The organism is Brevundimonas sp. (genome assembly GCF_035935935.1).
Taxonomy (GTDB): domain Bacteria; phylum Pseudomonadota; class Alphaproteobacteria; order Caulobacterales; family Caulobacteraceae; genus Brevundimonas.
The window spans coordinates 161,808-184,237 of record NZ_DASYWO010000005.1 but is presented as its reverse complement, the minus strand read 5'-3'; the positions used below and the strand labels follow the sequence as shown (position 1 = coordinate 184,237).

At 69.9% G+C, this 22,430-nt stretch carries 19 protein-coding genes; 12 read left to right on the top strand and 7 right to left on the bottom strand.

The annotated features are described in order from the left end of the window. Positions 1-126 precede the first annotated feature (126 nt). Positions 127-2,937 (bottom strand): PAS domain-containing hybrid sensor histidine kinase/response regulator, encoded by a 2,811-nt coding sequence (locus VGR32_RS05660; protein ID WP_327448948.1) that lies wholly within the window; start codon positions 2,935-2,937, stop codon positions 127-129. A gap of 34 nt (positions 2,938-2,971) precedes the next feature. After that, entirely contained in the window at positions 2,972-3,442 is a 471-nt protein-coding gene (locus tag VGR32_RS05655) for a YcgN family cysteine cluster protein (RefSeq protein ID WP_327448946.1), read from the bottom strand. A 153-nt stretch (positions 3,443-3,595) separates the two neighbouring features. Here VGR32_RS05655 and VGR32_RS05650 point away from each other — a divergent pair, with 153 nt between their 5' ends. Further along, the gene (locus VGR32_RS05650) at positions 3,596-4,501 is read left to right on the top strand and encodes a manganese catalase family protein (protein WP_327448944.1); all 906 of its coding nucleotides are present in this window, start codon (positions 3,596-3,598) and stop codon (positions 4,499-4,501) included. A gap of 32 nt (positions 4,502-4,533) precedes the next feature. Then, positions 4,534-6,351: an ABC-F family ATP-binding cassette domain-containing protein gene (locus tag VGR32_RS05645; protein ID WP_327449424.1), complete on the top strand. Its 1,818-nt coding sequence runs from the start codon at positions 4,534-4,536 to the stop codon at positions 6,349-6,351. Positions 6,352-6,355: 4 nt separating this feature from the next. On the opposite strand, the gene VGR32_RS05640 is transcribed toward VGR32_RS05645, so the two are convergent. Beyond that, positions 6,356-6,676: a hypothetical protein gene (locus VGR32_RS05640; protein WP_327448942.1), complete on the bottom strand. Its 321-nt coding sequence runs from the start codon at positions 6,674-6,676 to the stop codon at positions 6,356-6,358. Positions 6,677-7,374: 698 nt separating this feature from the next. On the opposite strand from VGR32_RS05640, the gene VGR32_RS05635 reads away from it, so the two are divergent. The 6 genes from VGR32_RS05635 to VGR32_RS05610 are packed head-to-tail and all read left to right on the top strand — an operon-like array spanning position 7,375 to position 12,559. Next, the gene (locus tag VGR32_RS05635; protein WP_327448940.1) at positions 7,375-7,908 is read left to right on the top strand and encodes a hypothetical protein; all 534 of its coding nucleotides are present in this window, start codon (positions 7,375-7,377) and stop codon (positions 7,906-7,908) included. Positions 7,909-7,945: 37 nt separating this feature from the next. After that, positions 7,946-8,971, top strand: coding sequence for an ABC transporter substrate-binding protein (locus VGR32_RS05630; RefSeq protein WP_327448938.1), 1,026 nt, complete (start codon positions 7,946-7,948; stop codon positions 8,969-8,971). After that, a complete protein-coding gene (locus VGR32_RS05625; protein WP_327448936.1) occupies positions 8,964-9,713 on the top strand; it encodes an ABC transporter ATP-binding protein in 750 nt (249 codons plus the stop codon). The genes VGR32_RS05630 and VGR32_RS05625 overlap by 8 nt, the downstream gene beginning before the upstream one ends. After that, positions 9,710-10,483: an ABC transporter permease gene (locus tag VGR32_RS05620; protein ID WP_327448934.1), complete on the top strand. Its 774-nt coding sequence runs from the start codon at positions 9,710-9,712 to the stop codon at positions 10,481-10,483. Before VGR32_RS05625 ends, VGR32_RS05620 begins: the two co-directional genes overlap by 4 nt. Before the next feature lie 58 nt (positions 10,484-10,541). After that, positions 10,542-11,474, top strand: coding sequence for a hypothetical protein (locus tag VGR32_RS05615; RefSeq protein WP_327448932.1), 933 nt, complete (start codon positions 10,542-10,544; stop codon positions 11,472-11,474). A gap of 8 nt (positions 11,475-11,482) precedes the next feature. Then, positions 11,483-12,559, top strand: coding sequence for a DUF2336 domain-containing protein (locus tag VGR32_RS05610; protein WP_327448930.1), 1,077 nt, complete (start codon positions 11,483-11,485; stop codon positions 12,557-12,559). 63 nt (positions 12,560-12,622) lie between these two features. On the opposite strand, the gene VGR32_RS05605 is transcribed toward VGR32_RS05610, so the two are convergent. From VGR32_RS05605 to cysK, 4 genes are all read right to left on the bottom strand, one after another. After that, positions 12,623-13,051, bottom strand: coding sequence for a MucR family transcriptional regulator (locus VGR32_RS05605; RefSeq protein WP_327448928.1), 429 nt, complete (start codon positions 13,049-13,051; stop codon positions 12,623-12,625). 153 nt (positions 13,052-13,204) lie between these two features. Beyond that, on the bottom strand, positions 13,205-14,422 hold the full coding sequence (locus VGR32_RS05600; protein ID WP_327448926.1) for a DUF2336 domain-containing protein: 1,218 nt from the start codon (positions 14,420-14,422) through the stop codon (positions 13,205-13,207). 25 nt (positions 14,423-14,447) lie between these two features. Further along, a complete protein-coding gene (locus tag VGR32_RS05595) occupies positions 14,448-15,011 on the bottom strand; it encodes a hypothetical protein (RefSeq protein ID WP_327448924.1) in 564 nt (187 codons plus the stop codon). 55 nt (positions 15,012-15,066) lie between these two features. Next, a complete protein-coding gene (gene cysK / locus VGR32_RS05590; RefSeq protein WP_327448922.1) occupies positions 15,067-16,044 on the bottom strand; it encodes a cysteine synthase A in 978 nt (325 codons plus the stop codon). Positions 16,045-16,255: 211 nt separating this feature from the next. Between cysK and VGR32_RS05585 the strand changes: the two genes are divergently transcribed. From VGR32_RS05585 to VGR32_RS05570, 4 genes are all read left to right on the top strand, one after another. Beyond that, positions 16,256-20,056: a GAF domain-containing protein gene (locus VGR32_RS05585; RefSeq protein WP_327448920.1), complete on the top strand. Its 3,801-nt coding sequence runs from the start codon at positions 16,256-16,258 to the stop codon at positions 20,054-20,056. 84 nt (positions 20,057-20,140) lie between these two features. After that, positions 20,141-20,362 (top strand): hypothetical protein, encoded by a 222-nt coding sequence (locus VGR32_RS05580; protein WP_327448918.1) that lies wholly within the window; start codon positions 20,141-20,143, stop codon positions 20,360-20,362. A gap of 61 nt (positions 20,363-20,423) precedes the next feature. Beyond that, complete coding sequence (locus tag VGR32_RS05575; protein ID WP_327448916.1) at positions 20,424-21,119, top strand: Crp/Fnr family transcriptional regulator; 696 nt, start codon at positions 20,424-20,426, stop codon at positions 21,117-21,119. 72 nt (positions 21,120-21,191) lie between these two features. After that, positions 21,192-22,397 carry a DUF418 domain-containing protein gene (locus VGR32_RS05570; RefSeq protein WP_327448914.1) on the top strand — a complete coding sequence of 402 codons (1,206 nt, stop codon included), beginning with the start codon at positions 21,192-21,194 and terminating at the stop codon, positions 22,395-22,397. The last annotated feature ends 33 nt before the right edge of the window (positions 22,398-22,430 follow it).

The window sequence follows — 22,430 nt, the reverse complement described above, 5'->3', positions numbered from 1 at the left end:
TCCCTTTTCCGGCCATGTCGAAACCATAGCTTCCGACCGCACCCGTCGCGGCGAGTCGCCTCAAGTTTCTGGGCAGGCGTTGAAATGCCGGGCTATTTCGTCGCCGGTCGTCGCAATGAAGCCGGGTCAGCCCGCGCTTTGCAGTCCCGCCGGCGCGGCTTCGGCGGTCACTTCCGCCATGGCGCGCAGCAGTTCGGCGATCTGGATGGGCTTGCCGACGTGGGCGTCCATGCCCGCCTCACGGCAGCGCTCGGCCTGTTCCGGCTGGACGTTGGCGGTCAGGGCGATGATCGGCGTCCGCGCCGCGGAACCGCCGCCCGCGCGGATGGCCCGCGTCGCGTCCAGTCCGTCCATGACCGGCATGTGCACGTCCATCAGGATCAGGTCGTAGGCGCCGGTCCGGGCCGCCTCCACGGCCTGCGCGCCGTCCTCGACGGCGTCGACCGTCAGGCCCAGTCCGCCCAGGATGGCGCTCACCAGTTCACGGTTGGCCGGCGCGTCGTCGGCCACGAGAATCCGCATCGTCATGGCGGGCGCGTGGGCGACGTCGGGGGCCGCCTCGGGCGCCTCGGCTTCCTCGGCCGGCACCTCGAACCAGAAGGTCGAGCCCCGGCCCGGCGCGCTCTCCGCGCCGATCTCGCCGCCCATCATCTCGATCAGGCGCCGGCTGATGGCCAGCCCCAGACCCGTTCCGCCGTACAGCCGCGTCGTCGACGCGTCGGCCTGGGCGAACCGTTCGAACAGGGCGGCCATCTTCGCCTCGGCGATGCCGATGCCCGTGTCCCTCACCTCGATCCTCAGACGCCCGTTCCGCCATCCGGCGCACAGGCGTATCTCGCCGTCGGTGGTGAATTTCGCCGCGTTCGACAGCAGGTTCAGCGTGACCTGCCGCAGGCGACCGGCGTCGCCGCTCAGCCACGCCGGCGCGTCGTCCGCCAGCTCCAGCGTCAGCGTCGTGCCCCGCGCGGACGCGGATTCTTCGACCATCGCCGCGGCCGCCTCGACCATGGACCGCAGGTCGAACGGCATCGGCTCCATCTCGACCCGGCCGGCCTCCAGCTTGGAATAGTCCAGAATGTCGTTGATCACGCCCAGCAGGCTGTCGCTGGCGGAGGCGATGCGCTCGACGTGCCGGCGCTCCTGTTCCGGCAGGTCGGGGCTGTTCTTCAACAGGCCGGCGAAACCGATGACGCTGGTCAGCGGCGTCCTCAGTTCGTGAGACATGTTGGCCAGGAACTCGGACTTGGCCCGGGCGCCGGCCTCCGCCCGGTCGCGCGCCTCGACCAGCTCGTCTTCCAGCCGCTTGGTGGCCGTCACGTCGCGCACCACGTCCTGGAACTCGATCGCGCGACCCTCGTCGTCGCGGGTCACCGTGGCGCGCGTCTCCAGCCACCGGACCTCGCCCGCCTTGGTCACAACGCGGTACCGGCGGCTCTGGTGCCGCGCGTCGGCCGACCTGCGGAACTCGGTGAACGCCGCGATCATCGCGGGAACGTCGTCGGGGTGCATCAGCGTCGTGACCGGCCGCCCGACCAGCTCCTCGGCTTTGAAGCCCGTCATGCTTTCGACGGCCGGCGAATAGTAGCGCGTGTTTCCGTCCGGACCGTAGGTGATGATCACGTCGGTGGCGCGATCCGCCAGCAGCCGATAGCGCGCCTCGTTGCGCCGGCTCTCGTCCAGCGTCGCCTGAAGCCTGTCCTCCAGCGCCTTGCGCTCCGACGCGTCGCGGATGGACACGATCACCTCGTCCGGGCGACCACCGTCCTCGCGCGTCACGGCCCTGAAGCGGCTCTCGACCCAGATTTCGCGCCCGTCACGATGCAGGGCGCGGTGCTGGATGCTGCGCGGACGCCCGCTCCTCAGCGCCTCGATGCCGGCGGACAGCACGGCGCCCAGATCGTCAGGGTGCACGTAGTCCTTCGACTGACCGCTCATGTCCTCGTGGCGCCAGCCCAGCAGCTGCTCGATCGCCGGCGAGATGTAGGGGCTGGATCCGTCCGGTTTCAGCCGCGCGATCACGTCCGCGGTGTTGTCGGCCAGCAGTCTGTACCTGCGGCCGTTCCGCTCCGCCTCGTGCAGCAGCTTTTCCTGCTCCGTCACGTCGCGGAACACGCCGTACATGCTCAGAACGCGCCCGTCCGCCGCCCGTTCGCAGTCCGCGTGCGCCTCGACCCGGCGTTCTTCTCCGTCCGCGCGGATGATCCTCAGCGTCAGGCGATAGCCGACGCCCTCCGTCATGCCGCGCTGGATCGCGGCCATCAGGGGGCCGCGGTCGTCCGGGTGATAGAAGCCGATCGCGTCGTCATAGCTGGGGTCGAACGTCTCGCGCTCGACGCCGTGGATCCGGTAGACCTCGTCGGACCACGTCACGGCCATGGTCGCCGCGTCCAGCCGCCACTGGCCGATGCCGGCCATCTCCTCGGCCAGCCTCAGCTGCTCGATTCGCTCGTTCTGGCGCAGGACGACGTCGGCCTGATCGACGATTTCGCCGGCCATCCGTGCCAGAACCCGCAGATTCTCGATCTGCGTCGCGTCCGGCGCCGGACGCGGCTCGACGTCCATCACGCCGATCGCGCCGACGGCCCGACCTTCGGCATTGGTGATCGTCACCCCGGCGAAAAACCTCAGGTGCGGCGGTCCCACCACCATCGGGTGCGCCGCGGTGGCCGCGTTCTCGCGCGCGTCCTCGACCACCAGGACGGCGTCGGGCCCCAGTTCGACCATGGTGTCGGTCACCGTGGTCTCGCGCGGCAGCTCCTTGTGACCCAGCCCGATGTTCGAGCGGAACAGCGTGCGGTCGCCGTCGACGATGCCCACCATCGCGTGCGTCGTCCCGAACATGGCGCGCGCCAGCGCGGTCAGCCGGTCGAACGGGCTGTCCAGATTCAGCGACGGCGTCGTCGCCTGCTTCGGAGATCTGTCGCGGGCGTCTCCCATTGCGACAGTCTGCCGCGCATTTCGGAAAATTCGGTTAGCGCGGCGGGGGTTGCGTCCCGCGCTCCGCGACCCATTCCGGCGCTTCCAGGTCCAGCGCGTCCTCTTCCTCGGCCAGCGCCTCTTCCGAGATCGTCTGGTTGCGGATCGACACCCCCGCCTCGTGCACCGTCTCGCGGCTGCCGCTCACCAGATGGTGCCACCAGGCCAGGTCCCGCCCTTCGTGCAGGCGGCGATAGGCGCAACTGCGCGGCATCCACTCCAGCGCCTCGATGTTGTGGGGCGTCAGCTGGATGCAGTCCGGTACGTGCGCCTTGCGGTTCGCATAATCGGAGCACCGGCAGACGCCCGGGTCGAACAGCTTGCAGTGCACCTTCGTGGGGATGACCTCCCCCGTGTCCTCGTCCTCGAACCGCACCAGGCAGCACAGCCCGCAGCCGTCGCACAGGCTCTCCCACTCGGCGGGCGTCATCTGCTCAAGCGACTTGGTGCGCCAGAAGGGGGTCATGGCGCGGGCTTCTACGCCTGTCCGGTTCGTCTGTCGCCCTCCCGACATCAGTTTTTCCGGAACCGTCCGGCCAGCGCCCGGTTGTCGATACTGTCCTTCATTCCAGTTTTACAGACAAGCTGGAACATTAATCAGAAAGTCAGGATCCGACATATGTTCATGCACAACAAGCGACTCATGTATACAGTCAGGGTTTCGGAGCCGAATCCCGTCCTCGCCAACATGATGCTGGAACAGTTCGGCGGCGCCGACGGCGAGCTGTCCGCCGCCATCCGCTACTTCACCCAAGGCCTGAACGAGGACGACCCGGGCCGCAAGGACATGCTGCTGGACATCGCGACCGAGGAACTGAGCCACCTCGAGATCATCGGCTCCATCGTCGCCATGCTGAACAAGGGCGGCAAGGGCCGTCTGGCCGAGGGCGTGGACAAGGAGGCGGACCTCCTGATCGCGCTGAACGCAGGGGGCGACAGCCACATCACCAACCTGCTCTACGGCGGTGGACCGACCGTCGTGAACTCGGCCGGCGTGCCCTGGACCGGCGCCTACATCGACAGCCGCGGCGAGCCGACGGTGGACCTTCGCTCGAACATCGCCGCCGAGAGCCGGGCCAAGATCGTCTACGAGCGGCTGATCAACATCACCGACGACCCGGGCATCAAGGACGCGCTCAGCTTCCTCATGACCCGCGAGGTCGCGCACCAGAAGTCGTTCGAGAAGGCCCTCTACTCGATCGAGAACAACTTCCCGCCGGGCAAGCTGCCGGGTCGGCCGGAGTTCGCCGACGTCTATTTCGACATGTCCCAGGGCGAGGGCAACATGCGCGGCTCGTGGAACCAGGGCGAACAGTGGGACTACGTCGACGACCGCGAGGCCCAGGCGGCGGTCGACGGCGGCGACGGCATGCCGACCGTCGAGGTGGACCAGGACTCCGCGGACCAGCTGGCCATGGCGGCCACTCGCACCATGTCCGATCCGATGGCGGATCCGATCACCGGCGCCGACCTCGGCGCCGGTCCGGGAGCGGGAAAGACGACGCCCCTGCCCATGATGCAGTGACGGCCATGGCCTAATGCGGGGCGGCGGCCTATATCGCCGGCCCAATGGCCGCCCGCCCGCCCCTCATCGCCCTGAAGGACGTCCGCCTGCAGGACGGTCCCCGCCCGCTGTTCGACGGGGTCGACCTGGCGATCGAGCCGCGCACCCGCGCCGCCCTCGTGGGCCGCAACGGCGCGGGCAAGTCCACGCTGATGAAGCTCGTCATGGGCCTGATCGAGCCCGACGCCGGCGACCGCTCCGTTCAGGCCGGCACCCGCTTCGCCCACGTTCCGCAGGAGCCCCTCATCACCGGCGAGACCCTGCTCGACTACGCCGCCTCCGGCGCGGCGGAGCGCTGGGACGCCGAGGCCTGGCTGACCACTTTCGGCCTCGACCCGAACAAGCCGGCGGTGAACCTGTCGGGGGGCGAGACCCGCCGCGCGGCGCTGGCCCGGGCCTTCGCGGAATCGCCGGACCTGCTTCTCCTCGACGAGCCCACCAACCACCTCGACGTCCTCGCCATCGAGCTGCTGGAGACCGAGCTGCTCCAGGCGCGCTTCGCCGTGCTGGTCGTCAGCCACGACCGCGCCTTCCTGAACCGCGTCACCGACCGCGTGCACTGGCTGGAGCACCGCCGCGTCCGCACGCTGGACAAGGGCTTTCAGGCCTTCGACGACTGGGCCGCGAAGGTCATGGACGAGGAGGCGGAGTCTCTTCGCCGCCTGACGAAGAAGATCGAGGCCGAGACCTACACCTTCTACCGCTCCATCACCGCCCAACGGACCCGCAACGAAGGGCGCGCCCGCGCCCTGCAGGCCATGCGCGCAGACCGCGCCGAACGCATGAAGGACCTCCCGAAGGAGCTGAACCTCGGCGTCGACGCCGGCGTCTCGTCCGGGAAGCTGGTCGCCGAGCTCAAGGGCGTGTCCAAGGGCTTCGGCGACCGCGTCATCCTCAAACCCTTCACCACCCGCGTCATGCGGGGCGACCGCCTGGCCATCGTCGGGCCGAACGGCGCGGGCAAGACGACGCTGGTCAAGCTGCTGCTGGGCGAACTGCCCTCCGATTCCGGCACGATCCGGCTCGGCGCCAATCTGGAGCCCGTCTACCTCGATCAGTCCCGCGAGGGGCTCAAGTCGGACATGACCCTGTGGGACGCCCTGACGCCCGGGGGCGGCGACAGCATTCTGGTCCGCGGCCATTCGAAACACGTCGCCGCCTACGCAAAGGACTTCCTGTTTCAGGAGAGCCAGCTGAAGCAGCCGATCTCCACCTTGTCGGGCGGCGAGCGGAACCGTCTGCTGCTGGCCCGCGCGCTGGCCAGGCCGGCCAACCTGCTGGTGCTCGACGAGCCCACCAACGACCTCGACATGGACACGCTCGACAAGCTGGAGGAGCTGCTGGAGAGCTACGACGGCACCCTGATCCTGGTCAGCCACGACCGCGATTTCGTCGACCGTCTGGCCTCGTCCACCATCGCTCTGAACGGCCGCGGCGACCTGGTCGAAACCCCCGGCGGCTGGACCGACTTCCTCAGGCAGAACCCCGGGTTCCTGACTCCGCCGGCGGCGGTCGTGCCCGCGACGCCCCGCACCACCGCTCCACCCGCCGCCCCGCCGGTCGAGCGCAGGCCCGTCAAGCTGTCCTACAAGGACGCACGTCGTCTCGAGGAGGTCGAACGCCTGATGGAGACGCTGCCGGTCGACATCGCCCGACACGAAGCGACCCTGGCCGACCCCGACCTCTACGCGCGTGACCCCGCCGCCTTCGACCGGGCGATGAAGGCCGCGGAGACGGCCCGCGCCGACCTTGAAAAGGCCGAGGCCGACTGGCTGGAGATCGAGGAGAAAAAAGCCGCGCTGTCGGCCTGAGGCTTCAGTCGCGCCCCACTTGGACGACCGCCTCGGCCGCCGCCAGCGCCGCCTCCCCCGCATCCCCCTCGGGCTCTCCCTCCGACGATCCTTCGTCATAGGGCTGGGCCACGGGCGGCAGCGGTTTCCCCTGGTCGTCTTCAAAGAGGTAATCGTAGCAGCCCGGCGACGGATTGCCGTTGTAGTCGTAGGTGCACGGCGTGGGGTCGTAGCCGTTCCCGGCCCCATAAACGCCCGTCGCGTTCCAGTAGGCCGGATCCGACAGGACGTCGCATCCGCCCAGGGCCAGCAGTCCCACGGCTCCGATCATCATACGCATCTTCATGCGACAGCTCCCCGCTTCGTCGGCCGAGTAGCCGCGATCGGCCAGCCGGGGTCAAGCTGCCGGAAACTGACGACCGACGGGTCCGGCACGCGGCTCCACCGCCTTTCTGTGGATGACGCAAACCGCTGCTTTCGCACCGCGAATTTCGTCCGTCCACAGATATGCACAGGGTTATGCACCGATCGCAGGCGGCTTTCGCACAGCGGGGCGATTTCGGGCGCTTGCCTCATAGCGGGTTTCGTCGGAACGTCAACGGGCCGAGGGACACGGCGGCGCGGAAAACCGGGGAGACCCGGGGCTCAAGGCGAACCGGCCCGGCTCTCCGACCCGACGCTTCGGGAGGTCTTCGGACCCGACGAGCGGAAGGCGGGATCCAGGCTCCAGAACGACGAAGGCTCCGGCCGGAAGCGTTCACGGAGAACCGGATCGGGATCGACGGACGGCGCAGGCTCGACCTGCGGGACGCCGGAGACCCTGAGCGCGACAGGTTGCAGCCGACCTTCGTCGGGGTTCGCCCCGCCGGAGCCCAGGCCAGGCGCCTGAACCTCAATGGCCAAGTCCAACCCGGACTTGGCGGGGGGACGAAGCAAACCGGTTCGCCGGGGCGCCTCGTCCCCCCGCTCAATTCCGGCGGGCGCCGACTGGCGATTTCTCTCAGACGCGATACCGTGAAGCCTCTTGAGGGGGAGCTTCCGATTATGCGCATCGCCGCCGTGACCACAGCCGTCCTGATCGCCGCCGGCCTGTCCGGCCATGTCGCCGCGCAGGACCGCCCACCCGCCTACACCAACGCCGAGGCCTGCCTCGAGGCCAACGTCGACGCCGCCGTCGCCGCCTCTTCCGGCGCCGCGGACGCGGCGGAGTTCCTGCTGGAATACCTGTGCGCCGAGCCCGTCTCCTATGCGTCGGCCTATGAGCGGAACAGCGCCGCCCTGGCGACGATGACCGCCATGCTGGCAGGCATCGAGGCCGAGGTGGCCGCTGGGGCTGACGCCTATATGGACCCCGTCGCCCAGGAGGCCACGACGGAGGACGTCGACGTCGCGGCGATGTTCGCGGGCACCAGCGTCGATCCCGTCACCGGGGCCATCGTGACGGCGCCCGACGCCGCGATGGGCGGCGCGTTCGGCGAGACGATCGCAATGCAGGCTGCGATGCTGAGCGGACAGGACGGCCATCCCGTCTTCCTGCGCCAGCTGGCCGGCCGACTGGTGATGGCTCGCCGCCGCTAATCTTTCCAAGCGCGCGTCCGCGCCCTATGCCTTCGCCATGCGCCGCCCGATCACCTCTGCCCTGCCCGACCGCCGCGCCGTTCTGGCCGGGGGCGCGGCCATGGGCTTGGCGGCCTGTGGAGGTTCCGAGCCCCGGGTCGACGACGAGGGCCGCGTCCGCATCCGCTTCGCCACCGACTGGCGCGCCCAGGCCGAGCACGGCGGCTTCTATCAGGCCCTGGCGTCCGGGGCCTATGCGCGGCGCGGGCTGAACGTCCAGATCGTCCAGGGCGGCCCCGGCGTGAACGTGCCCCAGCTGCTGGCGGCCGGGGCGGTCGAGCTGGGCATGGGATCGAACAGCTTCATCCCGATGAACCTGGTCGCCGAGGGCGCCCCGGTGAAGGCCGTCGCCGCCTTCTTCCAGAAGGACCCGCAGGTTCTGATCGCCCACCCCGACCCGGCGCTGAACGGCATCGCCGACCTCGCGGGCCGACCCTTCCTGCTGGCCGCCGCCTCGCGTGACGCCTTCTGGGTCTGGCTGAAGGCGAAGTACGGCTTCACCGACGAACAGGTCCGCACCTACACCTTCAACCCCGCGCCCTTCCTCGCCGATCCGCGCGCGGTGCAGCAGGGCTATCTGACGTCGGAGCCCTACACGATCGAGAAGGAGGCGGGCTTTGCGCCGCGCGTCTTCCTGCTGGCCGACGAAGGCTACCCGTCCTACGCCTGCATGGTGCTGGCCCCGACGCCCTTCGCCCGCGACAACGCCGCCTCGCTGCGCGCCTTCCTGGCCGCCTCAGCCGAGGGCTGGCGCGACTACATGCAGGGCGACGCCACGGCCGCGGACGCCCTGATCCGCAAGGACAATCCGGAGATGACCCAGGACGTCCTTGATCAGGCCCGGGCGAAGCTGCGCGAAAACGCCGTCGTCTCCGGCGGTGACGCCGCGCTCTACGGTCTCGGCGCCATGACGGCCGATCGCTGGCGTGACTTCTATCAGGTCGCGTCCGAGGCCGGCGTCTATCCGCCCGGCCTGAACTGGCGCGATGCCTTCACCACCCAGTACCTGCCGGGCCGTGGCTGAGCCCATTCGGCCGGCGGCGTCGCTGGACGGGGCGACGGTCCGCTTCGCCGAACGCACGGTCGGCCCCCTCGATCTGATCGTCCTGCCCGGCACGATCACCGCCATCGTCGGGGCCTCAGGCTCGGGTAAGTCCACGGCCCTGAACCTGCTCGCGGGCCTGCGGACGCCTGACGCCGGACGCGCGGCGCCGGGGGCCGCCAGCCGCGTCTCGATGGTCTTTCAGAGCCCCACCCTGATGCCGTGGGCCAACGCCCTGTCAAACGTCGCCCTGCCGCTGGAACTGGCCGGGACGCCGCGTGAGGAGGCGCGGGCCCGCGCCTTGGACCAGCTGGTGGCCGTCGGCCTCGGCGACCGCGCGAATGCTCTGCCGCGCGAGCTTTCCGGCGGTATGGCCATGCGCTGCGCGCTCGCCCGCGCGCTGGTCACCGCCCCCGACCTGCTGCTGCTGGACGAGCCCTTCGCGGCGCTCGACAGCGTGACCCGGGTCCGTCTGATCGATCTTGTGACCCAGGCGTGGGCGAAAAGCCCGGGGCTGGCCGTCGTCCTGGTGACCCACGACGTTCACGACGCGGCACGACTGGCCCAGCGCGTCCTCGTGCTTGACCCTCGCGGCGCCGTCGCGGCCGACGTCGGGGGAGCGCGTCCGTCGAGGCACGGCGGTCCGATCGATCCCGAACGCGCGCGCGAAACCGCCGACCGCGTTTCCGCAGCTCTGGCCGCGGCCATGGAGCCGGCGGCATGAGCCGTGCCTGGCTCGAGCGTCTCAGCGGCGCCCTCGCCGTCGCGGCCCTTCTGGCCGCGTGGGAGACCGCCTGTCGCCTGCTGTCGCCTCCTGCCTATCTGCTGCCCACCCCCTCTGCAGTAGGCGCCGCGCTGATCGAGGCCGCGCCGCGGCTGGTCCCCTCCGCCGGCCAGACCTTTCTGCAGGCCATGCAGGCGCTGCTCCTGGCGACCGCCGTGGGCGTGTCGGCCGCCGTCGCCGCCTCGACGCACGCCACCGCCCGCGGCGCCCTGCGGCCGCTCGCGACCCTGTTGCAGGTCACCCCGGTCGTGGCGGTCGCGCCTCTCCTGATCCTGTGGGTGGGGCTGGACCGGGCTGATCTGTCCGTCGTCCTTCTGGCGGCGACGATCGCCCTGTTTCCCCTGTTTTCCGCCACGCTCACCGGCCTGACCTCGGCCGACCCCGACCTCGAACGGCTGTTCGACCTGCATCGCGCGCGGCCGATGGACCGCCTCCTGCGTCTGCGCCTCCCGTCCTCCCTGCCCTTCATGATCGAGGGCCTGCGCATCGGCGCAGGTCAGGCCATCGTCGGCGCTGTGGTCGCGGAGTTCGTGGCCGGCACCGGCGCGACCCAAGGCCTCGCCTGGCGCATCCTCGAGGCCGGAAACCGCCTGCGCACCGCCGAGCTGCTGGCGGGTCTCGCATGGCTGGCGGCCATGGGGCTGGCGCTCAACATCGTGCTCGGCGCGCTGGAAGGCGTCGTCCGGAAAAGGTTCGGCCTCGCACGTTAACGCCCGCGCAAGCCCGCGCGGCCTAGGCTTCGGCCCTGTTCCGCCGGGAGTCCGCCGCGTGCCCAGATCCCTGCTCATCGGCGCCGCCGCCCTGACGGCCCTGTCCGCCTTCCCCGCCTGCGCGCAGGACCCGGGCGACCGCCCGCCCCTGCGCCGCCTCGAATGGGCCGGCCGCCCCGCCGCCACGGCCGCCGAAGCCGGCAGCGTCCGCACCGTCATCCCTCATGCGGGCGCTGAGCCCGCGCGCGTGGCCCTTCGTCCCGCCCAGCCATGGCGCCCGACGTCGGGCTCGTCAGGCGGGCGTCCCGGCCTGACCCCCGCTTCCGCCTTCTCCAGCTCGCCGGCGGCGCCCGCGCCCTCGTGGACACCGCCCGCGGCCGAGGTCGCGCCTGCGCCGCTCGTCGAGCGACGGCCCGCTCCGGCGCCTCAACCGATCCGCACCGCGGAAGCCCGGCCGCGCCCCTCGGCGCCGGCGGCGGCGACCGACCGCGTCCCGCCGCACCGGCCGGAGCCCGAGCCTCAGGCCCGGCTGGTGCAGCCCTCGCCCGTCTCGGCGCAGCCTCAGCCTCAGCCTCAACCGCAGGTCTCGCAGCCCGTCGCCGAGGCGCCGCTCGATCCCATGGCCCCGCGCCGCGACGCGCCCATCTTCCGCGTCCAGGGCGCCCGCCAGCCGACAGCCCCGGTCGTCGCCCCCTCCTCCGTCGCTGCGACCGAAGCCGGGCCCGCCCAACCTCAACGGCAGGCGCAGGCGCAGGCCTCGCCCGGCCGTCAGCAGGGCGCCCGCTACTACTCCGTCCATCGTCAGAACGGCCGCGCTCCGGATCCGACCGTATTGCCCGAGCCCGTCTGGCTTGACCGCATGCCGGTCGATCTCGACGCGACGCCACAGTCCGAAGACCTCGCGGCCCCGCCCGAGGCGCCCCAGATGGTGCGCGGCTCCGACGGCGCCATGCGTCCGGTCCAGGGCGCCCAGCACGACCCCATCCCGTGACGGCCGTCGTGTCGCGCCTTCCCGACCTGATCGCTCTGGCGGAGGAGACTTCCAGCGAGAAGCGCCGCGACCTGCTGCGCGAGCTCAGCGACCAGTTCTTCGGTCCCGTCGAGCCGACCGCGACCGAAACCGCCCTCTATGGCGACGTTCTGGGCAAGCTGGCAGCCGACATGGAAACCGCGGTCCGCGCCGAACTTTCGGCCCGCTTCGCCACCAGCCCCCAGGCGCCCCATTCCCTCATACGCCGTCTCGCGTCCGACGAGGCCGCGGTGGCCGATCCCGTCCTGCGGGCCTCGCCCGTCCTGACCGAGGCCGACCTGCTGGACGTCGTCCGGTCCAAGGGTCAGGCCCATCTGCGCGCGGTGTCGGCCCGTGAGACCGTGCCGGAGGCGGTGTCGGACGTCATCGTCGAACGCGGTGACGACGAGACGCTGGGGACCCTGCTCGGCAACGAGGGCGCCGCCCTTTCCCGCCGGGCCTCCGAGGCCGCGGTCGAGCGTGCCAAGGCCAACCCCGCGCTTCACGCCGCGGCGGTGGAACGCAAGACCCTGCCCCCCGACCTGCTGAACGAGATGTATTTCGTGGTCGAGGCCCGCCTGCGCGCCCGCATTCTGGAGCAGAACGCGCGCATGGACCCGGCCTTGCTGGAAAGCGCGCTCAGCGCCGGCCGCGCGCGCCTGGCCGAGGTCGACGGCGCCCTGCCCGCCGACTACTCGTCCTGCCTCGCCTATGTGGACGAGATGCGCGCCGCCGGACAGCTGACGCCCCAGATGCTGGCCCGCTTCCTGCGGTCCGGCTCGAAGACCAGCTTCCTGATCGCCCTGTCGCAGCTGGCGGACGTGGATTTCCACACCGCCCGCCAGATCATCGAACGCAAGGACCTGGATGCGCTGGCGGTCATCTGCCGCGCCGCCGACCTGGACCGCGCCCTGTTCCTGACCTACGCCGTCGTCCTGCTGAACACCGACGGCGACGCCATGGGCAAGGCCCACGCCTACGCCCGCATGTACGCCGAGCTCAGCCGCGACGCCGCGCTGCGGACCCTCCGGTTCTGGAAGGCGAGGCGCGCGGCGCAGGCGGCCTGAGCGCGCGAAAAAGCCCGCCGGATCGCGCCGGCGGGCCTGATCGCTCTTCCAGCTTTCGCCGGCTTACTTCTTGGCGCGGCCGCCGCGGGCGGGTTTGCGGCCGCCCTGGCCCAGGCCCATCTGCTTGGCCAGGTCCGAACGAGCCTTGGCATAGTTCGGGGCGACCATGGGGTAGTCCTTGGCCAGACCCCACTTGGACCGGTATTCCTCAGGCGACATGTCGTACTTGGTGCGCAGGTGACGCTTCAGCGACTTGAACTTGCGGCCGTCTTCCAGACAGATCAGGTAGTCGGGCGTGATCGACTTGCGGATCGGCACGGCCGGTTCCTTGTTTTCCGGCTCCGGCTCGACGGCGCCCGTCGACAGTTGCGTCATGGTCGAGTGGATCGTGCCGATCAGGGCGGCCACCCCCTCCGGCGAGACCGTGTTGTTGCTGACATAGGCCGAGAACATGTCGGCCGTCATTTCCAGCAGGTTCGCGTTTTCTTCCATGATCAGGACCTTCTCCGTCGCCGTCGTGCGGCGTTGCTGACCGGGATTCGGTCGCGTCAGGATTTTCCCCTAATGCGCGTCGGTCTCGAAAGCAACATGTCCCGGTGATGCTGGCGCTGATCTGATCAGCGACGCGTCATTTCGGAACACGGCTCAGCGGCCGAAGTCTTCCGCCAGGGCCAGCATGGCCGCCCGCTCGGGCGCAGAATATTCGTCCAGCGCCTCCATGTCGCCCTCCCGGATCGCCTTCATCAGCGCGGGCGTCAGGGCCGACGACAGCGACCAGTTCCAGTAGCGAAGCACGGTCTGGGCCCGGTCGACCGCCAGCATGTCGAACGTCGTCTGCACCCGCGCCAGATCCGGATGGGCATGACCGTCCGGCCCGCTCTCCGGTCGTCGCGTCGAGCGCCACAGCGCCAGCAGGTCGTCGCGCCCCATGCCGGTCGCCTTGCACAGGATGGCCAGCGGTTCGCCGCCCACGTCGCCCAGGATCTTGGCCCCCGTCAGCGGCTTGATCCCCGCCAGGTAGGCGATCTCGGACGCCGTCTGGCGCGTGATGCCCGACTGTCCGGCCACGGCGACGGCGTGCTCCAGACTCTCGAACGGGCTCTTCTCCACCGCGGCGCGGTTCCTCTGGCGCCGCTCGATGAACTGCAGGGCCTTGCGCGACACCGGATCACCCCATCCCTCGGCCGCCGCCATCGGGAACACGTCTTCCGACACCTCCTGCAGGGGCTCCCGCGACACGGCGAACCGCTGCAGGATCGTCCGCCGCTCTTCCGGACCCACCCACCAGAACATCACGTAGGCGCCCGACGGCCGCAGTTCCGGGCGACGCAACAGATGCGGCGCCAGTTCACGATGCGTGCGGCTCAAGGCCGTCGCGTCTTCCAGCGCCGGCTGGCTGAACCGCGCGGTGGTGTTGCGCAGGATCCGTTCCACGTTGGCCGGCTCGGCCGCGCGCACGATGGCCTCGACCACGACCTCCGGGACCTCGCGGCGCCCGGCGATGAGCCAGCGGTGATCGGCGGTCGCGTCCAGTGCGCAGGACAGAAGGTCGCTGTCCGACAGGGCCGGACAGGTCTCGATGAGAATCGCGGCGATTTCCGGCTCGTCCCGCAGCAGCAGCCGCGTGATGCTGTTGGGCAGTTCGGCCAGCGGGGCCAGACGCTGCGCGACGCGCATCCGGTCTTCGGGGGTCGCCAGTCGCAGCATGTCGACCAGCAGATCGCCGGTCACCGCCCGCTCGAAGGCGTTGATGCGGCTGGCCGGCAGGGACACGACGTCCGCCAGACGCTTCAGCAGCGCGTGGCGCGCCCTCAGCGTCGGCTGGGGCGGGGCGTCCTCCGGCACGGCGACGGGCTCCGACATCGCCCGGGAGTCTGGGGCCGACGGGTTAACCGGGCGTGGAGGACGCCGCCAGCGCCGGCATGACCGGCACGGCGTCGGGTGCCTCGCGATAGTCGAAGCCGCCCTTTTCCACCCAGGCGCCGTTCTCCTGCTGGAAGCTGCGACTGCGGTTCACGCCGTCGTCGCCCATGACGATGGTCGAGCGCAGCGGCGGAAAGCCCTCCAGACCGTGCACCGTCTCCTCGACCTCGAAGGCGCCCGGGCCCGTCGACGTCATCGTTCCCGTCGTGTGGAAGCCGCCCGAGGTGAAGTAGTGAAAGACGTATCCGTCGCCGGCCCGGAAGATCAGCGTTTCCCCGGCATAGGCGCCGTCGTTGACGGAATGCACCACACGAACCGCGTGGCCCCCGACGGCCCAGTCCCAGCGCTGCACGTCGACCGCGTCCCCACCCGGAACTCCCGTCCCGCGCCAGCTCTTGCCGACCAGATGCTCGAACGGCGCATAGGCGGCGCGGCCCACCCCGGCGGGCGGCAACTGGGCGACCTGGGCCCAGGCGGGCGCGGCCCCCAGAAGACAGACGACGGCGGCGGCGGCGGCGATGCGGATCATGACGGCTCCTCCCGGCGCCAGTGAACGCCGGACTGCGGCCCGCATCAAGCGCCGATCACAGCCCCTCGAACAGCGCCGTCGACAGATAGCGCTCGGCGAAGCTCGGAATGATGGCGACGACCGTCTTTCCCGCGTTCTGGTCAAGCGCCGCCTGACGGAACGCGGCGACCAGCGCCGCGCCAGAACTGATGCCCACGGGGATGCCCTCCACGCGCGCCGCCTTGCGGGCCATGTCGAAGGCGTCCTCGTTGGACACCTGCTCGACGCCGTCGATGACCGACCTGTCGACGATGGAGGGCACGAAGCCCGCGCCGATCCCCTGGATCTTGTGCGGTCCCGGCTCGCCGCCGGACAGCACCGGCGACGCCGTGGGCTCGACCGCGATCATGCGGACGGAGGGCTTGCGCGCCTTCAGCACCTGACCCACGCCGGTGATCGTCCCGCCGGTGCCGACGCCGGCGATCACCACATCCACGGCGCCGCCGGTGTCCGCCCAGATCTCCTCGGCCGTCGTGCGCCGGTGGATCTCGGGATTGGCGGGGTTGTCGAACTGGGCCGGCGAGACGGCGCCCGGCGTCGAGGCCAGGAGCTCCTGAGCCATCGCGATCGCACCCTTCATGCCCTTTTCGGCGGGCGTCAGGACCAGCTCGGCGCCCAGCAGGGCCAGCATCTTGCGCCGCTCCATCGACATGCTTTCCGGCATGACCAGGATCAGCTTGTAGCCCTTGGCCGCCGCGACGAAGGCAAGGGCGATCCCGGTGTTCCCGCTGGTCGGCTCGATCAGCACGCTGCCCAGGCCGATCTTCCCCGCCGCCTCCAGCGCCTCGATCATCGCCACGCCGATACGGTCCTTGACCGAGGCGATGGGGTTGAAGAACTCCAGTTTGGCCAACACCCGGCCCTTGGGCTTCAGCTCCTCCGACAACCGCGGCAGTTCGACCAAAGGCGTGTCGCCGATGGTGTCGACGATGGAGGCATAGACCTTGCCGCGGCCCGACTTCGTGTGGCGGGAGGCGTCGTAGGCGCCGGTCATGGGAGGTCTCCGATCTGCGTGTCCGCCAAAGATAGGGCTTGCGGACGGATCGCAAGCGGGCGAGGGCCATTTTCCGCTCCTGTCGCTGAACCTTGACCACAGGCGGACGTTGAAAAGGACCGCGCATTCGCGCGGGGCGGAGGGGGACGACAAGCTGGCCAGCCGGGACGCACGCGCGGAATCGACGGACTTTCCGCCCGGGGGCGGAGAGATGGCCGGGCGCATCCGCCGCCACGACTGGTCCGGCACGCCGCTGGGGGCGATGCGGGACTGGCCGCAAAGCCTCAGGACGCTCGTCGGCCTGATGGTCTCGTCGCCCAGCCCGCAGGCTCTGCTCTGGGGGCCCGGCGGGACGTTGCTGTACAACGACGCCTACGCCCTGTTCGCCGGCTCCCGGCACCCGCATCTCCTGGGGCGGCCCCATGCGCAAGCCTGGCCCGAGATCGCCGACTTCAACGAAAGCAATCTGCGGCGGGCCTTGGCCGGCGAGGCGTGGTCGCTGCGCGACGTGGAGCTGACCCTGGATCGCGGCGCCGGCCTTGAGCCCGCCTGGCTGGACGTCGACTACGTCCCGGCACGCGACGACGACGCGACGCCGCAAGGCTTCATCGCCTTCGTCAACGAAACCACCGAGCGACGCCGGGCTCAGCTTCGCGCGGACACGGAGCGCGATCGCCAGCGCGACATGCTTCGCCAGATGCCGGGGTTCGCCGCCGTGCTGGTCGGACCGGACCACTGCTTCGACTGGTTCAACGACGCCTATCAGGAAATCTCCGGCGGGCGCGCGCGGGAAGGGGCGACCGTCCGGGAGATCTTCCCCGAGCTCGAAAGCCAGGGGTTCTTCAGCCTGCTCGACCGCGTCTACGAGACAGGCGAGCCGTTCGTCGCCCGCGCGATCCCGGTCGATCTGGCCGGACGTGGACCGCGACGCCTCAACTTCGTCTACGAGGCGGTTCGGGACGAATCCGGCGCCATCTCCGGCATCTTCGTCGGCGGCTACGACGTCACCGACATGCTGGAAGCGACCGCCGCCCTGGGCGAAAGCGAAACCCGCTACCAGGCCCTGTTCCAGTCGACGGAGACCGGCTTCTGCATCATCGAGCTGAAGTTCGAGGGCGACCGGGCCGTCGACTATCGCATCGTGGAGGGCAACCAGGCCTACGAGCGCATGACGGGCCTGCACGGATCGACCGGCAAGTGGGTCAGCCAGATCGCGCCCGGGCTGGAGCGGCACTGGTTCGACCTTTACGGCGACGTCGCGCGGACCGGCACGCCCGCGCGCTTCGAGCAGGAAGCCGCGATCTTCGGCAAATGGTACGACGTCCAGGCCCTGCGCATCGGCGAGCGCGACCAGAACCGCGTCGCCATCCTGTTCAACGACGTCACCCAGCAACGTCAGGCGCAGACCCGTCACCGCGTGCTGCTGGAGCTCAACGACGCCGTCCGCGACCTGACCGACGCCGAGGAGATCGCCCACGCCTCGTCGCGCATCCTGGCCGAAGCCCTGAACGTCAGCCGCGTCGGCTATGGCGTCATGGACACCGAGGCGGAGACCATCACCATCGCGCGGGACTGGAACGCCCCGGGGGTGAAGAGCATCGCCGGCGTGATCCGCTTCCGCGATTTCGGCGACTACATCGAGAATCTGGCCAAAGGCGAGGTCGTCGTGTTCGCCGACGCCGCCGACGACCCGCGGGTGACGGACGGCGGCGCCGCTCTGGACACGATCAGCGCGCGCGCCCTCATCAATCTGCCGCTGATGGAGCAGGGCAAGGTCGTCGCCCTGCTGTTCGTCAACAACGCCACTCCCCGGGCCTGGACCGACGAGGACGTCGCCCTGGTCCGCGAAGTCGCGGAGCGCGTGCGGGCGGGCAGCGAGCGGGCGCGCACAGCCGCCGCCCTGAAAGAAAGCGAGGGGCGCCTGCGCTTCCTCGACGACCTGACGACGGCCGCCCAGAGCGCGATCGACCCCGAGGAGATCCTGTCCATCCTCACACGGATGACGGCGCGCCATCTGGGCGTGACCAACTGCGCGTACGCCGACATGGACCCGGACCAGGACGGTTTCACCATCCGCGGCGACTGGGCCGCTCCGGGCACACCTTCCATCGTGGGGCACTACAGCCTGGCCGACTTCGGCCGCCTGGCCGTGCAGGAGCTCGGCGCCGGCCGGCCTCTGATCATAAACGACAATCTCAGGGAGATCGCGCCCGAGGAGGCCGCGACCTTCCAGGCCATCGGGGTCTCGGCGACCATCTGCATGCCGCTGGTCAAGGAAGGGCGTCTGCTGGCCCTGATGGCCGTCCATCACAAGGACCCGCACGTCTGGACCCACGCCGAGCTGGCCACGATCCGCGAGGTCACCACCCGCTGCTGGGCGCACATCGAGCGCGTGCGCGACGAGATCGCGCTCGCCGAGAGCGAGGCCCGCTATCGCGCTCTGTTTGAAGCCATGGACGAGGGGTTCTGCATCATCGAGTTCGTCGACGGCCCGCGCGGCGAGTTCGACGACTACGTGCACGTCCTCGCCAACGACGCCTACGTCACCAACGCCGGCATCCCCGACGTGGTGGGTCAGCACGTCCGTGACATGGTGCCGGACGAAGCCGAGGAATGGATCGACCTCTATCGGGAGGTGCTGGTCACGGGTCGCTCCATCCGGTTCGAAAAGGAGCTGGAGGCGACCGGTCGCTGGCTTGAACTGGCGGCCTTCCGGGTCGAGCCGGTCGAGAGGCGACAGGTCGCGGTGCTGTTCAAGGACCTGACCGCGCGCAAACTGGCGGAACGCGCGCTGGAAGATCTCAACACCACGCTGGAGGAGCGCGTCGACGCCCGCACGCGCGAGCTCGCCTCCGCCCACGAGGCGCTGCGTCAGTCCCAGAAGATGGAGGCCGTGGGCCAGCTGACCGGCGGCATCGCGCACGACTTCAACAATCTCCTGGCGGGGATTTCCGGCAGCCTGGAGCTTCTCGGCAAGCGCCTGTCGGAAGGACGGCTGAACGGCATGGAGCGCTACATCGAGGCGGCGCAGGCCTCGGCCCAGCGCGCCGCGGCCCTGACCCAGCGGCTGCTCGCCTTTTCCCGGCGCCAGACGCTGGACCCCAAGCCGACCGACGTGAACCGGCTGATCGCCGGCATGGAGGATTTGATCCGGCGCAGCGTCGGCCCCGTCGTCGACGTCGAGGTCGTGCAGGCCGGCGGCCTCTGGGCCACGCGGGTGGACCAGTCGCAGCTGGAAAACGCCCTCCTCAACCTGTGCATCAACGGCCGGGACGCCATGGCCCCGAAGGGCGGCAGGCTGACCATCGAGACGGCGAACAAATGGCTGGACGAGCGGCATGCCCGCGAACGCGACTTGGCGCCCGGTCAGTACATCTCACTTTGCGTCACCGACACCGGCAGCGGCATGTCGCCCGAGGTCATCGAGCGCATCTTCGATCCCTTCTTCACGACCAAGCCGATCGGTCAGGGGACGGGCCTCGGCCTGTCGATGATCCACGGTTTCGTGCGTCAGTCCGGCGGTCAGGTTCGCGTCTATTCCGAGGTGGGTTCAGGCACGACCATGTGCCTGTACCTGCCCCGCTTCGCCGGCGAGGCACCGGAGGAGGACCCGGTGCAGGTCGCCCTCGCCGGCGCGCCGGGCCACGGCGAAACGGTGCTGGTCATCGACGACGAACCCACCGTTCGGATGCTGGTGCTCGAGGTGCTGCGCGAGCAGGGCTACGCCGCGATCGAGGCGGCGGACGGACCGACCGGACTGGCCATCCTGCAGTCGGACGTCCGGATCGACCTTCTGATCACGGACGTGGGCCTGCCCGGCGGCCTGAACGGGCGGCAGGTGGCGGACGCGGCCCGCGAGACGCGGCCGGACCTCAAGGTGCTGTTCATCACCGGCTATGCCGAGAACGCGGCCGTCGGCAACGGACTGCTCGCGCACAACATGCAGGTGCTGACCAAGCCCTTCGTCATGGCCGACCTCGCCGCCAAGGTCACCGAGATGATCGACGGCTGAGCCTGCGGAAAACCCCGTGTCGCCGGCCGGACAGACGCGTTCCCCCGGCGCGGGTATCGACGTTCGCGAGGGGGGTACGAACGCATGAACGTCTATCAATTTCATTTTTTGACTGGCGACGGCGGACGGCCGACGCTGGATTTCAGCGAGTGCGGGGACGACGCCGAGGCGGCGCGCGCCGCCTTCCGTCACCTGCGGCAGCACAGGTCATGCAGCGGCGTCGAGGTCTATGACGGCCAGCGTCTGGTGGTGACCGTCGCGGTCCCGCCGTCGGCGGAAGACGTCCTGCCCGACGCACCGCGATAAGCGTCGCGGCAAAGTCGACTTCCGGCAGACGCCCGCGCGCGGTTCACCGTAAGCGCGAGGCATGAAAGACCTTCCGACCGGGAATCACCTGCTCGAGAAACTGGCGGCCGAGGACCGCCATGCCATCCTGTCCCAATCGACGCCCGTCGACTTCCTTCAGGGGCACGTCTTCCACGAGCCCGGCGATCCCATCGACCAGATCCACTTCGTCGAAACCGGCATCATCTCCGCGGTCGCCGTGCTGCAGGACGGCCGCACGGTCGAGACGGCAATGATCGGCCGCGAGGGGATGACGGGCGCCCTGGCCACCACCGTCCCGCACCACGCCTACACCCGCTTCGTGGCCCAGATCGACGGCCGCGCCCGACGCATGGACGCCGGACGTCTCAGGACCCTGGCGTCGGAGCGCCCCGGGCTGCGCACGGCGATCGGCGCCTACATGGCGAAGCTGCAGGGAGAGCTGGAACAGTCCGTCGCGTGCAACGCCCTGCACCGGGCCGAACAACGCTTCGCCAAATGGCTCTTGGCCTGTCACGACCGCATCGAGGGCGACGTCATCAACCTGACGCAGGAATATCTCGCCTCGATGCTGGGCTCCCAGCGGACGACGGTCAACGAGGCCGCCCAGGCGCTGCAGCGCGCCGGCGCCGTGGCCTATTCCCGAGGGCGCATGCTGGTCCGCGACCGGCCCTCGCTCGAGCGCGCCGCGTGCGAATGCTACCGCCCCGCGGACGGTCCGCCCGTGCCGCCGGCCTGACGCCGCCCGGGAGTTTCGGCGAGCGCCGTCATGCGAATCGGCCCCTGATCCCCCGTGACCGGAGGGATCGTGATGACGCTGGCCACAGATCCGCAGGACCGCATCGACGAACTGGACGTCATTCGCGGCTTCGCCCTGTTCGGCGTGATGTGGATGAACATCTTCGACATCGGCGGCTTCATCGTGCCCGAGGACATGGTCCCGGGGCTGACGGCGTTTCCCGTGCTCGAGAAGGTCGTCGGCTTCGCGTCCGGCCTGTTCATGCACGGCAAGGCCCAGGCGCTGTTCTCAATGCTGTTCGGCTTCGGCTTTGCGGTGATGATGGACAGGATCGAGGCACGCGGAGGACGCGGGACCGTCGTCTATCTTCGCCGACTGACGATCCTGCTGGCGATCGGCGTGGCCCATCTGGCCCTGCTGTGGCTTGGCGACATCCTGCACGCCTACGCCCTGATGGGCTTCCTGCTGCTCCTGACCCGGCGCTGGTCCGCGCCGTGGCTGCTGGTGGCGGGACTGGTCTTCGCCTGGGGCGTGCCGACCCTTGTGTGGGTCTATTTCCAGCTGACGGCCCCGGGCCTCCCACCGCCCTTCGCGGCCCAGTTCGACGCCGCTGCCGCCGCCCGCGCCCCATGGATCCTCGACGGCGGCAGCTACCCGGCCTTCGTCTTCGACAATCTGCGCAGCACGCTCGCCTTGTACGCCAACCCGTGGGGCGCCGCCTTCCTGGCGTGGATCCTGGGGCGCTTCCTGATCGGCAGCTGGATCCATCGGCAGGGCTGGCTGCAGGACCCCCAGCAGCACCTCGTCGGTTTCGCCGTCGCCGCGTCGACCCTGATCCCCCTCGGCCTGACGCTGCAGTTGCTGCGGCCGATCATGAACAACCTCGAGCTTCAGGCGCTGCCCTGGTTCAATGTCTTCCTGCGCGGCCTCAGCCCGCTGACGGCCGTGATCCTGGCCCTCGGCTACGCCGCATTGATCGTGGTCCTGTGCCGCATCCCCCGCATGCATCGGCTGCTGTCCGGGCTGGGATCGCTGGGGCGGATGGCGCTGACCAACTACCTGACGCAGAGCCTCGTCTATTTCTTCGTTCTCTACGGTTTCGGTCTGGGGCTACTTCCGTGGATGGGGCCGACCCTGACGCTGGCGCTGACGCTGGTCATCGTCGGGTTGCAGATCGTCTTCAGCCGCTGGTGGCTGGCGCGCCACGCCTACGGTCCGGTCGAATGGCTGTGGAGATGGGGGACGTACGGGCGGAAGCCGGCCTGGAAGCGCGCCTGATCTTCATGCCCGGTTAACCACGATCCCGCATCC

Bases quoted from the DNA above. Each gene is read 5' to 3' on its own strand.
- VGR32_RS05605 (WP_327448928.1), bottom strand. From the start codon at position 13,051: ATGGAAGAAAACGCGAACCTGCTGGAAATGACGGCCGACATGTTCTCG.
- VGR32_RS05640 (WP_327448942.1), bottom strand. From the start codon at position 6,676: ATGAAGATGCGTATGATGATCGGAGCCGTGGGACTGCTGGCCCTGGGC.
- VGR32_RS05575 (WP_327448916.1), top strand. From the start codon at position 20,424: ATGAAAGACCTTCCGACCGGGAATCACCTGCTCGAGAAACTGGCGGCC.
- VGR32_RS05660 (WP_327448948.1), bottom strand. From the start codon at position 2,937: ATGGGAGACGCCCGCGACAGATCTCCGAAGCAGGCGACGACGCCGTCG.
- VGR32_RS05655 (WP_327448946.1), bottom strand. From the start codon at position 3,442: ATGACCCCCTTCTGGCGCACCAAGTCGCTTGAGCAGATGACGCCCGCC.
- VGR32_RS05570 (WP_327448914.1), top strand. From the start codon at position 21,192: ATGACGCTGGCCACAGATCCGCAGGACCGCATCGACGAACTGGACGTC.
- cysK (WP_327448922.1), bottom strand. From the start codon at position 16,044: ATGACCGGCGCCTACGACGCCTCCCGCCACACGAAGTCGGGCCGCGGC.
- VGR32_RS05650 (WP_327448944.1), top strand. From the start codon at position 3,596: ATGTTCATGCACAACAAGCGACTCATGTATACAGTCAGGGTTTCGGAG.
- VGR32_RS05600 (WP_327448926.1), bottom strand. From the start codon at position 14,422: ATGTCGGAGCCCGTCGCCGTGCCGGAGGACGCCCCGCCCCAGCCGACG.
- VGR32_RS05620 (WP_327448934.1), top strand. From the start codon at position 9,710: ATGAGCCGTGCCTGGCTCGAGCGTCTCAGCGGCGCCCTCGCCGTCGCG.
- VGR32_RS05630 (WP_327448938.1), top strand. From the start codon at position 7,946: ATGCGCCGCCCGATCACCTCTGCCCTGCCCGACCGCCGCGCCGTTCTG.
- VGR32_RS05595 (WP_327448924.1), bottom strand. From the start codon at position 15,011: ATGATCCGCATCGCCGCCGCCGCCGCCGTCGTCTGTCTTCTGGGGGCC.
- VGR32_RS05585 (WP_327448920.1), top strand. From the start codon at position 16,256: ATGGCCGGGCGCATCCGCCGCCACGACTGGTCCGGCACGCCGCTGGGG.
- VGR32_RS05635 (WP_327448940.1), top strand. From the start codon at position 7,375: ATGCGCATCGCCGCCGTGACCACAGCCGTCCTGATCGCCGCCGGCCTG.
- VGR32_RS05580 (WP_327448918.1), top strand. From the start codon at position 20,141: ATGAACGTCTATCAATTTCATTTTTTGACTGGCGACGGCGGACGGCCG.